The 12,502-nt window shown below is 70.7% G+C and carries 15 protein-coding genes; 1 reads left to right on the top strand and 14 read right to left on the bottom strand.

The features are described from left to right. Positions 1–189: 189 nt before the first annotated feature. The 3 genes from SCMU_RS01590 to lysS form a co-directional block, all read right to left on the bottom strand. Positions 190–528, bottom strand: coding sequence for a histone-like nucleoid-structuring protein Lsr2 (locus tag SCMU_RS01590; RefSeq protein ID WP_229231223.1), 339 nt, complete (start codon positions 526–528; stop codon positions 190–192). 170 nt (positions 529–698) lie between these two features. After that, positions 699–836, bottom strand: coding sequence for a hypothetical protein (locus tag SCMU_RS01585; RefSeq protein WP_229231222.1), 138 nt, complete (start codon positions 834–836; stop codon positions 699–701). After that, positions 836–2,290 carry a lysine--tRNA ligase gene (gene lysS, locus SCMU_RS01580; protein WP_229233117.1) on the bottom strand — a complete coding sequence of 485 codons (1,455 nt, stop codon included), beginning with the start codon at positions 2,288–2,290 and terminating at the stop codon, positions 836–838. The genes SCMU_RS01585 and lysS overlap by 1 nt, the downstream gene beginning before the upstream one ends. Before the next feature lie 217 nt (positions 2,291–2,507). Between lysS and SCMU_RS01575 the strand changes: the two genes are divergently transcribed. Further along, on the top strand, positions 2,508–3,383 hold the full coding sequence (locus tag SCMU_RS01575; RefSeq protein ID WP_229231221.1) for an alpha/beta hydrolase: 876 nt from the start codon (positions 2,508–2,510) through the stop codon (positions 3,381–3,383). 32 nt (positions 3,384–3,415) lie between these two features. On the opposite strand, the gene panC is transcribed toward SCMU_RS01575, so the two are convergent. Genes panC through ftsH form a run of 11 tightly spaced genes read right to left on the bottom strand, consistent with a single transcriptional unit; the run spans position 3,416 to position 12,433 of the window. Then, entirely contained in the window at positions 3,416–4,384 is a 969-nt protein-coding gene (gene panC / locus SCMU_RS01570; RefSeq protein WP_229231220.1) for a pantoate--beta-alanine ligase, read from the bottom strand. Further along, positions 4,384–5,346 (bottom strand): Rossmann-like and DUF2520 domain-containing protein, encoded by a 963-nt coding sequence (locus SCMU_RS01565; protein WP_229231219.1) that lies wholly within the window; start codon positions 5,344–5,346, stop codon positions 4,384–4,386. Before SCMU_RS01565 ends, panC begins: the two co-directional genes overlap by 1 nt. Then, on the bottom strand, positions 5,343–6,638 hold the full coding sequence (locus tag SCMU_RS01560; RefSeq protein ID WP_229231218.1) for a PH domain-containing protein: 1,296 nt from the start codon (positions 6,636–6,638) through the stop codon (positions 5,343–5,345). The genes SCMU_RS01565 and SCMU_RS01560 overlap by 4 nt, the downstream gene beginning before the upstream one ends. Beyond that, positions 6,635–6,853 (bottom strand): hypothetical protein, encoded by a 219-nt coding sequence (locus SCMU_RS01555; RefSeq protein ID WP_229231217.1) that lies wholly within the window; start codon positions 6,851–6,853, stop codon positions 6,635–6,637. Before SCMU_RS01555 ends, SCMU_RS01560 begins: the two co-directional genes overlap by 4 nt. A 17-nt stretch (positions 6,854–6,870) precedes the next feature. Further along, on the bottom strand, positions 6,871–7,404 hold the full coding sequence (locus tag SCMU_RS01550; RefSeq protein ID WP_443020369.1) for a PH domain-containing protein: 534 nt from the start codon (positions 7,402–7,404) through the stop codon (positions 6,871–6,873). Beyond that, positions 7,382–7,888 (bottom strand): DUF3180 domain-containing protein, encoded by a 507-nt coding sequence (locus SCMU_RS01545; RefSeq protein WP_229231215.1) that lies wholly within the window; start codon positions 7,886–7,888, stop codon positions 7,382–7,384. Before SCMU_RS01545 ends, SCMU_RS01550 begins: the two co-directional genes overlap by 23 nt. After that, positions 7,885–8,412, bottom strand: a complete 528-nt coding sequence (folK, locus tag SCMU_RS01540) for a 2-amino-4-hydroxy-6-hydroxymethyldihydropteridine diphosphokinase (protein ID WP_229231214.1) — start codon at positions 8,410–8,412, stop codon at positions 7,885–7,887. The genes SCMU_RS01545 and folK overlap by 4 nt, the downstream gene beginning before the upstream one ends. Further along, the gene (folB, locus tag SCMU_RS01535) at positions 8,402–8,812 is read right to left on the bottom strand and encodes a dihydroneopterin aldolase (RefSeq protein ID WP_229231213.1); all 411 of its coding nucleotides are present in this window, start codon (positions 8,810–8,812) and stop codon (positions 8,402–8,404) included. Before folB ends, folK begins: the two co-directional genes overlap by 11 nt. A gap of 6 nt (positions 8,813–8,818) precedes the next feature. Further along, complete coding sequence (gene folP, locus SCMU_RS01530) at positions 8,819–9,724, bottom strand: dihydropteroate synthase (RefSeq protein ID WP_338027582.1); 906 nt, start codon at positions 9,722–9,724, stop codon at positions 8,819–8,821. A gap of 8 nt (positions 9,725–9,732) precedes the next feature. After that, entirely contained in the window at positions 9,733–10,347 is a 615-nt protein-coding gene (gene folE / locus SCMU_RS01525; RefSeq protein ID WP_443020195.1) for a GTP cyclohydrolase I FolE, read from the bottom strand. Positions 10,348–10,393: 46 nt separating this feature from the next. Next, positions 10,394–12,433, bottom strand: a complete 2,040-nt coding sequence (gene ftsH / locus SCMU_RS01520; protein WP_229231212.1) for an ATP-dependent zinc metalloprotease FtsH — start codon at positions 12,431–12,433, stop codon at positions 10,394–10,396. Positions 12,434–12,502: the final 69 nt, after the last annotated feature.

Here is a 12,502-nt window from a genome sequence, read left to right as displayed (position 1 = left end):
GCATGGCGCACGACGACGCCCGCTCGCCTCACGCGCGCAGCTGCCCTGAGCGGCACAACACACAGAGTGCGGGCCACCTCCGAACAGAATCACCGGGAATGCCGGCACCCCTGACACAGAAAATCCCAGCGCCACGGCGCCGGGATTTCCTTGACCGCGCGGGGCGGCCGTCACGTGCTATTGACTTCGTCAGCCGTTGGCCCGGTGATAGGCCTCCTGGACCTCCTGCTGGATGCGCCCGCGGGCATTTACGTTGTAGCCATTGTCGCGGGCCCACTGGCGGATCTTCGCGGAATCCGAATTGCGTCCGGACGAGGCTGCCCGCACGCGGGGCGTAGATGCCGATCGGGCGGCCGTCACCTTGCGGCCGGCGGAAATGAACTCCGCCAGCGCGTCGCGGAGCTTGCCGGCATTCGCGGTGGAGAGGTCAATTTCGTAGTTTGACCCGTCGAGGCTGAAGCGGACGGTCTCGTCCGCCTTGCCGCCGTCGATGTCGTCCTCAAGAATGATCTGGACCTTCTGTGCCATCTGTGGCTCTCTCTCTTCTCATCGCCTGGGGACGAAGCAAATGGGAGTTCAAGCAATCAGCAGCCGCCGAGTCAGGCGAACCCCGACTCAAGGCCCACCACCTGCTGAGCAATAACAGTATGGAGGCCCAAAAGGCCACGAGTCAAAAGACCCGTGCAAATCAATTCTTGTCAGGAGTCCTGCGCCTCGCGTTCGGCCTTCGCGAGGGCCTCCCTCTCGGACTTGTCCGCATTGAAGATCGCGCGCATCGCGAACCAGAAAATGAGACCCACCACGAGTGGCGGGAGGATGGCAAACACGTAATCCATCAGTTGGCCTCGGGCTTCAGAAGGGGGAACAGGATCGTTTCGCGAATACCGGCCTGGGTGAACAGCATGACCAGACGGTCGATGCCGAGGCCAATTCCGCCCATGGGCGGCGCACCGTATTCGAGGGCGCGGAGGAAGTCCTCGTCGAGGGCCATGGCCTCGTCGTCGCCCTCCGCGGCGAGCCGGGACTGCTCGGTGAGCCGCTCGCGCTGGATCACCGGGTCAATGAGCTCGGAGAACGCCGTGCCGCGCTCCATGCCGCCGATGATGAGGTCCCACGCCTCGATGAGCCGGGGGTCCTCGCGGTGCGGGCGGGCCAGCGGCTGGGCCGAGGGCGGGTAGTCGTAGACGAACGTGGGGTTCAGGAGCGTGGGCTCGACGATCTCGCCGAAGAGCTCGATGACCGCCTTCTCCTGGGTCCACAGCGGGTCGGTCTTGACGCCGTGGGCATCGCCGATCTCCAGAAGCCGCTCAAGCGGGGTGTCCGGGGTGATCTCCTCACCGACCGCCTCGGAGAGTCCGGGGTACACGCCGAGCCACTTCCACTCGCCGTCGAGGTCGATCGTGCCCTCGGGCGTCTCGATCTGGCGGATACCCACGACGTCGGCGACGTTGAGGATGATCTCCTTCATGCGGTCCGCCATCGTGAACTGGTCCGCGTACGCCTCGTAGCACTCGAGCGTGGTGAACTCGGGGCTGTGCGTCGAGTCGACGCCCTCGTTGCGGAAGACCCGGCCGATCTCGTACACCCGCTCGATCCCGCCGACCACCGCGCGCTTGAGGTACAGCTCGGTCGCGATCCGAAGGGTCATGGTCTGGTCGAACGCGTTGAGGTGCGTCGAGAAAGGGCGGGCCGTCGCGCCGCCGTGGATGAGGTTGAGCATTGGCGTCTCGACCTCGACATACCCGTGCGAGTCGAGCGTGTCGCGGACGCTCTTGGTGATCTTGGAGCGCGTGTAGACCATCTTCCGGGCCTCCTCGCGGACCATGAGGTCCACGTAGCGCTGCCGGACCCGGGTCTCCTCGTTGAGGTCCGCGTGCAGGGTCGGCATGGGCCGGAGGGCCTTGGAGGCCATCTGCCACTCGTCCACCATGACGGACAGCTCGCCGCGGCGGGAGGAGATGACCTCGCCGGAGACGAACACGTGGTCGCCGAGGTCCACGAGCGCCTTCCAGTCCGCGAGGCGCTGCTCGCCCACGTTGGCCAGGCTCAGCATGGCCTGCAGGCGGGTGCCGTCGCCCTCCTGGAGGGTCGCGAAGCAGAGCTTGCCCGTGTTGCGGATGAACACGACACGGCCCACCACGCCGACCTTCTCCCCCGTGGCCGTGTCCGGCTTAAGATCGGGGTACTTGGCGCGCACCTCGGTGAGGGAATGCGTCCGCGGAAGCGCCACCGGGTACGGCGCCTCGCCGTTCGCCAGGAGCTTCTCCCGCTTGTCGCGGCGGATGTGCATCTGTTCGCTGGCGTCGGCGGGCTCTGCTGGCCCCTTCCCTGCGGGGCGCTCCCCTGCGGCGTTCTCTGCGGTCACAGCATTCAATTCTAGGCCAGCCGCCTGTGAGGCTCCCCGGGCCCCACCAGCGCTCCGCGGCCGCCCCATCGCCATGGCTCGATTCCCTCCTTCGGCCGGACCGTTCGCTGAGCGCCACAGTGAATGCCGCTAGGCTCGGTTCATGGCCGCTACCCAGCTCACCGCCTCGACCGTCACGACCCAGGACGGAGCCAGCCTCGAGCTGTTCACCGCGCCCGCGGGGTCGAGCGCGGCGGAAGGGGCGGAAGGCAAGGCGACCGCGCACGGAGGCGTCGTCGTCGTGCACGGTTCCATGGTGACCGCGGAGCTGTACAAGGAGTTCGCGCTACGGCTCGCCGAGGCGCTCGGGGCGCCGGTGCACGTGTACAACCGGCGGGGGCGCGGCGAGTCGTCGCCGCAGCCGGCGGACTACTCGCTCGCCACCGAGATCTCGGACCTCGCCGCTGTGCTGGACAAGACCGGCGCCGACGCCGTGTTCGGGCACAACTACGGCGGGTGCATCGCGCTGCACGCCGGGCGGGAGCTCGAGATCGGGCAGATCGCCGTGTACGACCCGATCATCTCGTTCGAGGGCAGCATCAAGGCCGAGTGGATGCCCGAGTTCGAGGAGGCGCTCGCCGCGAAGGACGAGGAGAAGGCCCTCGCCGTCCTCCTGCGCGGCCTCCAGACCGCGGGGCCCATCGCGAAGCTGCCCCTGCCCGTCCTCACCGTGCTGAACCGGATCGGCAGCCGCATGCCCGTGGGCAAGGTCCTCTCGCGGCTCCTGCCAACGGGACCCGCCGAGATCCGCGCCGTCGTGGCCGCCGACGCCGAAGCGAAGGGCTTCGACGAGCTGCCCCTCGAGACGCTCTTCCTCGTGGGCGGCGCGAGCCCCGAATACTTCGCCGAGGCGGCGAGGAGGCTCGACGGCGTGCTGCCCGCCTCGGACATCGACGTCCTGGCGAAGCTCGCGCACGATGCCCCGACCCGCCCCGCCAAGCCCCTCATCGACCGGCTCGCGGAGTTCTTCGCCAGCTGACCCATTTCGGGAGCGGGGGTCAGCAGGCAGTCTCAGCGTGCACGCAGCGGCATGTTGTCGATCAGCCGGACCGGGCCGACCTTGGCCGCGACGATGGCGAGGGCCTCGCCCGTGAACGGCGTCTCGCGGCAGTTGAATGCGAGCGGTTCGAGCGTGTCGGTGTCCACGACGTCGAAGTAGTCCAGCTCGACGCCGGACTGGGACTCGATGAGGGCCACGGCGTCGTCGGGCAGGAGCGGCTCGTGCGCCGCCGCGCGCCCCTCGACGAGCCGGAGCGCGCGCGAGAGGACGAGTGCGGCGTCGCGCTGGGTGTCGGACAGGAATTGGTTGCGGCTCGAGAGTGCGAGGCCGTCCTCGGCGCGCACGATCGGGACCGAGACGATGTCCACCGGGAAGTTGAGGTCCTTGACCATGCGGCGCACGATCGCGACCTGCTGCGCGTCCTTCTGCCCGAAATAGGCCCGGAAGGCCGTCGGCACACCGGAAACGGGTCCCGGAAGCGCGAGGTGGAGGAGCTTCGCGACCACGGTGCACACGCCGTCGAAGTGACCGGGCCGCGAGGCGCCCTCCCACTTCGACGCGAGCGGCCCAGCGGTCACCCGCACGAGCGGCTCCCCGCCGGGGTACATCTCCTCGAGCTCGGGCGCGAACACGATGTCCACGCCGACTGACTCGAGCAGCGCCGCGTCCGCGTCGAGCGTGCGCGGGTAGCGCTCGAGGTCGACGGGGTCGCCGAACTGGAGCGGATTCACGAAGATGCTCGCGACGACGACGTCGTTCCCCGCCACCGCGGCCTCAGCGAGCCGGCGGTGCCCGTCGTGGAGGGCGCCCATCGTGGGCACGAGGCCGAGCGACGGGACAGTGACGTCGTCGGCTCGAGGCGCCGCGACGGCCTCCTCCGCCAGATCCCGCGCGACGTCGGCCCGCAGCGCGGCCGCGGTCAGTGCGCGCGAGATCGCGGCCTGCAGCTCCGCCCGGGTGCGGACAACGGTGATGGGCATCAGGATTCCTCTCCGGTGGTGTCGCTCGGATCGAGCGCGGCCTCGAGGCGCGCGCGCACGTCCGCGCCGAACAGGCCGCGGCGCTCGGCGCGGACCGCCGTCGCGCGCGCCATGGCCCGGTAGGCCTCAAGGATATCCGCCGAGCCGGTACCGCCGGAGGTGGCCTCCCCCGCCAGCTCGCCGAGCGCCGCGACGTGCTCGGCCACGGTCCCGACGTCCCCGCGGGCCACGGGGCCGGTCAGCGCGGACTCGCCCGCGGCGAGGGCGTTGTCGAGAGAGGCCCGCAGGAGCGGGCCGAGCACGGCCGCGGGGTCCGGGACGCCGATCCGCCCGAGGATCTCGGCCGCTTGGGACGCGAGGGTCACGAGGTGGTTCGAGCCGTGCGCGAGCGCCGCGTGATACGCGACGCGATCTCCCTCCGCGATGACCACGGGTTCGGCGCCCATCTCGACCACGAGGGCCTGGGCAATGGGGAGCATCGCCGGGTCCGCAGTGACGCCGAAGCAGCAGTCCGTGAGCCGGGCGAGGTCCAGGGTCATCCCGGTGAACGTCATCGCGGGGTGGATCGCGAGCGGGATCGCTCCGGCCGCGCGGACGGGGGCGAGGATCCCGACGCCGTGGCGTCCGGACGTGTGCGCCACGAGCTGGCCCGGCTGCCACGCGCCGAGCTTCGCGAGGCCATCCACGAGCGGCCCGAGCGCGTCGTCCGGCACGGCGAGCAGCACGAGCTCGGCCCGCTCGACGATGTCCGGGATCTCGAGGACCGGAACCCCGGGCAGGAGCATCTCGGCACGCTCCCGGCTCGCCTCCGAGACGGCGGAGACGCCGACGACGGCGTGCTGGGCCGCGCGCAGCGCCGCGCCGAGCACGGCGCCCACCTTGCCAGCGCCGATGATCCCGATGCCGAGCCGTCCGGGCCGCTGGGAGCGCCCCCCGGGCTGGGGCGAGATCGGAAGGGTCATGCGTTTCCTCCTGGTGCTGGCCGACCAAGCCTGCGGGCCCGGGCGGCCCGGGCCGCCTGCTCGGCGAACAGGGCCTCAGCGGCGGGTACGGACAGGTGCGGGACGACGGGCCTGACCGGGCCCGGGGTCGAATGGAGCTCGACGCCGGCCAGCCCCAGCCACCGCTCGATCGGCCCCTGTGTGAGGGCGAGCGACTGCGTCCGCTCGTGCGGCACGATCGCGAGGCTCCGGGCCAGCACGCCCGTGCGGGACAGGAGCGCGGTCGAGGTGGCGAGGAAGCCCGTGCGGCGCCACGCGAACGGGTCCACCCACCGCGCGGGCGGCGGCGAGTGCACGAAGCCCCAGTCCACCCCGGATCCGGTCATGCCCGCCTCGAACGCTGCCCGCGCGGCGCCCGGATCGATCCCGGGATCCGGGAGGATGAGCCCGAGGACGCGGAACACGTCCTCGGCGGTCCCGACCGGCAGCACCGTCGACTTGGACCCCTCACGCTCCGAGGTGTGCCGGTATCCCGCGACGTTCACGTGGACGGACCACCACCCGAGCGGCCGCCACAGGAGCGGCTGGCGGATGAGGATCGCCTGGATGCGCCCGGCGGGGACGGTCTGGCTGCGGGTCTCGAGGAGCCCGCGCGAGAGCCGGAGCCCGTCGCCGCTGGCCATCACCCTGAAGTTCCAGAACGAGCTGATCCGGTTCCACACGGTGACCGCGCCGCCGAGCAGGGCCGGGATGAACGCGGCGCTCAGCGCGCGGACGCCGAGGGTCACCTCGAGCACGATCCCGGCCGCGGAGATTGCGGCGGCGACGATGACGAAGGGCGTGAGCGCGGTCGAGGCGAGGATCCGCGCCACCGAGGCCTGCGCCACGAGGGTCTCGGGCACCGGTGCCGGGGCGGGCGCGGACACTGCCGGAGGGGGCACGGACGACGGCGGCTCCCCGCCCGCGCGTGCCGCCTCGCCGGGGCTCGTCGGAACCTCAGGCTGCTGGGCGGCCCGGGCCGCGACGGCCGCGGCCAGCACGCTGGCCCGCAGCTGCTGCGCCTCCGCAGCGGGCAGGAATGAGAGGCGCAGGGCGTTCCCGCTCGCGTCGGCGACCTCGAAGCGCAGCTCGGCAAGGCCGAAGAGCCGTGCGAGGAACGGCTGGACCACGTCCACCGCCTGGATCCGGTCCAGCCGTGCCTGCCGGTGCTGGCGGAACACGATACCGCTCTTCACCCGCACGGTCGCGGTGTCGACGAGGTAGCGCGTGGTCAGCCAGGAGAGCACGAACCCGCCGCCGACGAGCAGGATCACGGCGCCACCCAGGCCAGGACAGGGGTGGGGACCCCGCTCCACCAGCCGCGCATCGGCTCGCCCGTGAGGATCGACTGCATCCAGTCGCGGCCGATGCCCACGAACAGCGCCACGAGCAGGATCCAGCCGCGAACCCACGGGGAGAGGGGATGCACGCGCCGCCACGCGCCGCCGGGCGCGGTGGGCGGAGGGGCCGCGGACTGCGAAGGTGGCACGGGAGCGGCGGGCGAGCTCACAGCCCCGCCAGCCGGGCCTCGCCGCGGGCGCTGAGCTGCTCGCGCAGGCGCGCCGCCTCACCGTCGGGCAGGCCCGGGATCTCGGCCTTCGTGGCGGCCGCCGCCGTGTGGAGCTTGACCGTGGCGAGGCCGAGGGCGCCCTCAAGGGGGCCGACCGACACGTCGACGTACTGCATGCGCCCATACGGCACCACGCTCACGCGGCGTAGGAGGAGGCCTCGACGGATCAGGAGGTCGTCATCCCGCTCGGCGTAGCCCATCGCGCGGACCCGTCGTGGGGTGAGCGCGATCTGAACGGCTCCCCACACGAGCACCGCGACGGGCAGGCCGAGCGTGAGCCAGGCCGGAAGCGAGAGGATCCTGGCGGAGGTCGCCGCCCACGGGATGCAGGCGATCGCCGTCCAGACGACGGTCGACAGCGCCGCCGTGGCCAGTCGGAGCGTCCGGTACCGCGGGTCGAGCCGGCGCCACTCGATCCCGGCTGGGTCGATCGCCAGGCGCGGGGTCCTAGGCAAGTCCGCCCTCGGCATCCGGCGCTCGCCCCCCATCGGCGTGCCCCTCGTCCTCGTCGCCCTCCTCCGGGGGGATCCGGCAGAACCGCTCGACGATGAAGCCGATGGCCACCATGACGACTCCGCCGAGGATCATGAACAGCGCCGTCTCAACCAGAGGCGTGCCTGCCCTGGTCGCCAGGAACGGGACCTGGTCCGCGATCACCCCGCCATGCCACCCGAGAAGCACCGCGCCCGCATACGCGCACGCGTGGGCGAGGACCAGGGTACGGGCCGCGAAGATCGGATCGAGCATGTGCGTGCGGTGGCCGGTGCGCCACCGGAGCACCCTGATCCCGAGCACGAGCGTGACCACGGCGATCACGGCCATCGACCCGAGCGCGCTGATGGGCAGGACGGGGGTGGCGGCCGAGGCCCGCATCGCGAGCGAGTTGGCGGCGACCCCCACGAGGCCCACCACGATCGCGACGAGCACGAGCGCCCACGGCTTGAGGGGCTTCACTGGCTCCCCCCGTCCGTGAGGAGGTCGTATCCCTCGAGTCCCTCCGCATCCTCGCAGTCCGCGAGCAGCCCCACGATGGGGTGGCCCTCGAGGACCGCGAGGGGATCGATCATGACCCACGGGTACAGCACGAACGCGCGTTCCGCGGCACGGGGGTGCGGGATCGTCAGGTCGGGGTCGTCGAGGCGGAGGTCACCGTACGTGATGATGTCCACGTCCAGCGTCCGCGGGCCCCACCGGACCTCTCGGGTGCGGTGGTGCTTCGCCTCGACCTCGTGGCAGTGCTCGAGGAGCTCATACGGGCCGAGCGTCGTCTCCACGATCAGGACCATGTTCAGGAAATCCGGCTGCCCCTCGGGTCCGCCCACCGGCTTGGTCTGTACCACGGGCGAGACGTCCACGAGGCGCACCTCGGGCCGGTCCACAAGGTCCGCGACGGCCTCCGCAAGAGTCTCCGCCCGCGCGCCGAGGTTGCTGCCGAGGGCGAGGACGGCCCTGATCCAGCCGTGGTGCTCAGTCTCCACGCCGCCGCTCCCTGAACACGGTCACCGAAACGTCCGCGAACTGGACGGCGATCGGCGCCTTCGGCTTGTGGACCGTGATCTCCACGGCCTCGAGAGGGAACTCCGCCAGGATCGTCTCGGCCAGGCGCACCGCGAGGGTCTCGATGAGGTCCACCGGGTCTCCCCCGACGACGGCGACGATGCGCTCCGCGACCTCGGCGTAGCTGGCCGTCGCGTCGATGCTGTCCGACGACGCGGCCGCGCCGAAGTCCGCGTGCATGACCGCGTCGACGACGAACGGCTGCCCGTCGCGGCGCTCGAAGTCGAGCACGCCGTGGTGCCCGGTCGCCGTCACGCCGGTCAGGGTGATGAGGTCGGGACGGCTGCGCTGCGCCGGCCCGCCGCCCTCGCGGACGCCCACCGGGTCCTAGGCCTTTGCCCGGGCGGCGACCTTGACGGCGTCGAGGTTCGTGGCGACGTCGTGCACGCGCACGCCCCACGCGCCTGCCGCCGCAGAGAGGACGGTGATCGCGGCGGTCGCCGCGTCCCGGGCCTGCGGCGGGGCGGCCTTGCCCGCGGACGTCAGGAGTTCCCCGAGGAAGCGCTTGCGGGAGGCCGCGACGAGCACCGGGTGCCCCAGGCCCATGAAGCGGTCCACGTGCTTCACGAGCTCCCAGTTCTGCGCGCCGTTCTTGGCGAACCCGAGGCCCGGATCGAGGATGATCTTCGAATCGGCCACGCCAGCGGAGCGCAGGCGGTCACGGATCTGGAGGGTCTCGGCGATGACGTCCCCGACCACGTCGCCGTAGGTCGCAAGGCTGTCCATCTCCTTCGAGTCGCCGCGGTTGTGCATGAGGACGTAGTACGCGTCCCGTGCGGCGACGAGCTTGATCATCTCGTCCGTCACCGCGAGGCCAGAGACATCGTTGATGATGGTCGCGCCGGCGTCGAGCGCCTTCTCGGCCGTGGCCGCACGGCGCGTGTCCACCGACACGAGGGCTCCGGCCTTCACGAGCGCCTCCACGACCGGGAGCACACGCTCCTGCTCGAGGTCCTCGGGCACCTCGTCGGCGCCGGGCCGCGTGGACTCCCCGCCCACGTCGATGATGTCCGCGCCCGCGTAGAACATGCGCAGGCCCGCGGCGATCGCGGTGTCCGTGGTCGCGTAGGAACCGCCATCGCTGAAGGAGTCCGGCGTGACGTTGAGGATGCCCATCACGACGGCGCGGTCGCGGGGCAGGCCCGCGAATGTGGCCCGAGGGCGGGGCTTGCGGAGAACGGGCAGGGGCGAAGTGTTGGGCCCGGTTCCGGGCGCGGCTGCGAGAGAGTCCATCGGGGTGGTCACCTTCCGAGAATGAGGCTCATGGCTTCGGCGCGGGTCGCCGGGTCGTGGAGCTGGCCGCGGACGGCGCTCGTCACGGTGTGCGCGCCGGGCTTGCGGACACCGCGCATGGACATGCACATGTGCTCGCAGTTCACGACCACGATCACGCCGCGGGGCTTGAGGTGCCGGACCATTGCGTCCGCCACCTGGCTCGTGAGGCGCTCCTGGACCTGGGGCCGGCGCGCGTAGATGTCCACGAGCCGGGCGAGCTTGCTGAGCCCGGTCACCCGGCCGTCGTGGGAGGGGATGTAGCCCACGTGGGCCACGCCGTGGAACGGCACGAGATGGTGCTCGCACGTCGAGTAGAACGGGATGTCCTTGACGACCACGAGCTCCTCGTGGTCCATGTCGAACGTGACACCCAGGACTTCCTCCGGGTTCTGGTGGAGCCCGGCGAAGACCTCCGCGTAGGCCTTCGCGACCCGCTTCGGAGTGTCCTTCAGCCCGCTGCGGTCGGGGTCCTCGCCCACGGCCAGAAGGATCTCGCGGACTGCGGTCTCGATGCGGGGCAGATCCATGCCCTCCCCCTGGCCGGGCAGCTCGGACACGTCATCGTCGTCGAAGTGGGTCACGTCAATGATCCTAACGGTGCGTGGCTGACAGGTCGGTCACGGGCCGTCAGGCGCCGTCGCGCTGATCCTTCGCATACTCCTGCTCGCCATGCGGGTGGTGGGCCTGGCCGACGTCGAGCGGCTCCTCGCGGCGGGCGGCCGTGGCCTCCTCGCGGGCCTCGCGCTCCTTCCGCTCGGCCTCGGTCTCGACCGGGGGGATGTCCTGGACCGGGCGGGTCTCCTTGGAGAGCCAGATCTCGCGGAAGTCGCGCTTGCGCACGTCCGTGAAGATGTCGGCAATCTCCTTCTGGTTGAGCGTCTCGTGCTCAAGCAGCTGGAGGGCCAGCCGGTCGAGGATGTCGCGGTTCTCCGTGAGGATGTCGTAGGCCTCGTCGTGGGCCTGGTCCATGAGGCGGCGCACCTCCTCGTCCACGACGTACGCGACCTGGTCGGAGTAGTTGCGCTCGTGCGCGGCGTCACGGCCGAGGAACGGCTCCCCGCCGCCCTGGCCGAGCTTGACCGCCCCCACGCGCTCGCTCATGCCGTACTGGGTGACCATCTTGCGCGCGGTCCCGGTGGCCTTCTCGATGTCATTCGAGGCACCGGTGGACGGGTCGTGGAACACGATCTCCTCCGCGACCCGCCCGCCCATCGCGTAGGCCAGCTGGTCGAGGAGCTCGTTGCGGGTCACGGAGTACTTGTCCTCCTCCGGCACCACCATCGTGTAGCCGAGTGCGCGACCACGCGGGAGGATCGTGATCTTGGTGACCGGGGAAGAGTTGCGCAGCGCCGCTGCCACGAGCGCGTGGCCGCCCTCGTGGTAGGCGGTGATCTTGCGCTCGAGGTCCTTCATGACGCGGGAGCGCTTCTGCGGGCCGGCCATGACGCGATCGATCGCCTCGTCGAGGGCGCGGTCGTCGATGAGCTGGGCGTTCGACCGGGCGGTGAGCAGCGCCGCCTCGTTCAGGACATTCGCGAGGTCCGCACCCGTGTAGCCGGGGGTCTTCTTCGCCACCGCCCTGAGGTCCACGTTGGACGCCATGGGCTTGCCCTTGGCGTGGACTCGGAGGATCTGCTCGCGGCCCACAAGGTCCGGGGCCTCGACGGGGACCTGGCGGTCGAACCGGCCCGGGCGCAGGAGTGCAGGGTCGAGGACGTCCGGGCGGTTGGTCGCCGCGATGAGGATGACGTTCGTCTTGGGGTCGAAGCCGTCCATCTCGACCAGGAGCTGGTTCAGTGTCTGCTCGCGCTCGTCGTTGCCGCCGCCGATGCCGGCGCCGCGGTGGCGCCCCACGGCGTCGATCTCGTCCACGAACACGATCGCCGGGGAGTTGGCCTTGGCCTGCTCGAAGAGGTCGCGGACGCGGGACGCGCCGACGCCCACGAACATCTCCACGAAGTCCGAGCCGGAGATGGAGAAGAACGGCACGCCGGCCTCGCCGGCCACCGCGCGGGCGAGCAGGGTCTTGCCGGTCCCGGGAGGCCCGTACAGGAGCACGCCCTTGGGGATCTTGGCGCCCACGGCCTGGAACTTGCCCGGCTCCTGGAGGAACTCCTTGATCTCGTGGAGCTCCTCGACCGCCTCATCGGCACCGGCCACGTCCGCGAACGTCACCTGCGGCATGTCCTTGGTGATCATCTTGGCCCGGGACTTCCCGAACTTCATGACCTGGCTGCCGCCGCCCTGCATGCGCGAAAGCAGGAACCAGAACAGCGCGCCCAGCAGCACCACGGGGATCAGGAGGGACAGCATCGAGCTGAACCAGTTGTTCTCCACGGGCTGGTCGGAGAAGCCCTGCGGGAGGTTCGCGTTGTTGATCGCAGTGATGACGTCGTTGCCGCGCTGCGTGATGAAGTAGAACTGGACGTTCTTGCCCTTGTCCTGCCCGTCCACGACATAGTCGTCCTTGAGGACCATGTCCACGCGCTCGTCGCCATTGAAGATCTTGGCCTGCGCGACCTTGCCGTCCTTGATGAGGGACAGGCCGACCGAGGTGTCCACGCGCGTGCTTCCGCCCGGCGCGAGCGTGCCGAAGGCCAGCAGGAGCAGGACGATCACGACGATGATCCAGATTCCCGGACCCTTGACGAAGCTCTTGACTTTCATGAACTCGGGGCTGTGCCCCGTCCCTTCTCCTCATGCACCGCTGCGCTCACGCCGGCCGTGCACATCCGC

It is taken from the genome of Sinomonas cyclohexanicum (genome assembly GCF_020886775.1).
Taxonomy (GTDB): Bacteria; Actinomycetota; Actinomycetes; order Actinomycetales; family Micrococcaceae; genus Sinomonas; species Sinomonas cyclohexanicum.
The sequence above is the reverse complement of the archived record's forward strand: the minus strand, read 5'-3'. Positions and strand labels throughout refer to the sequence as shown.

Bases quoted from the DNA above. Each gene is read 5' to 3' on its own strand.
- SCMU_RS01590 (WP_229231223.1), bottom strand. From the start codon at position 528: ATGGCACAGAAGGTCCAGATCATTCTTGAGGACGACATCGACGGCGGC.
- SCMU_RS01585 (WP_229231222.1), bottom strand. From the start codon at position 836: ATGGATTACGTGTTTGCCATCCTCCCGCCACTCGTGGTGGGTCTCATT.
- lysS (WP_229233117.1), bottom strand. From the start codon at position 2,290: ATGCACATCCGCCGCGACAAGCGGGAGAAGCTCCTGGCGAACGGCGAG.
- SCMU_RS01575 (WP_229231221.1), top strand. From the start codon at position 2,508: ATGGCCGCTACCCAGCTCACCGCCTCGACCGTCACGACCCAGGACGGA.
- panC (WP_229231220.1), bottom strand. From the start codon at position 4,384: ATGCCCATCACCGTTGTCCGCACCCGGGCGGAGCTGCAGGCCGCGATC.
- SCMU_RS01565 (WP_229231219.1), bottom strand. From the start codon at position 5,346: ATGACCCTTCCGATCTCGCCCCAGCCCGGGGGGCGCTCCCAGCGGCCC.
- SCMU_RS01550 (WP_443020369.1), bottom strand. From the start codon at position 7,404: ATGCCGAGGGCGGACTTGCCTAGGACCCCGCGCCTGGCGATCGACCCA.
- folP (WP_338027582.1), bottom strand. From the start codon at position 9,724: ATGGACTCTCTCGCAGCCGCGCCCGGAACCGGGCCCAACACTTCGCCC.
- ftsH (WP_229231212.1), bottom strand. From the start codon at position 12,433: ATGAAAGTCAAGAGCTTCGTCAAGGGTCCGGGAATCTGGATCATCGTC.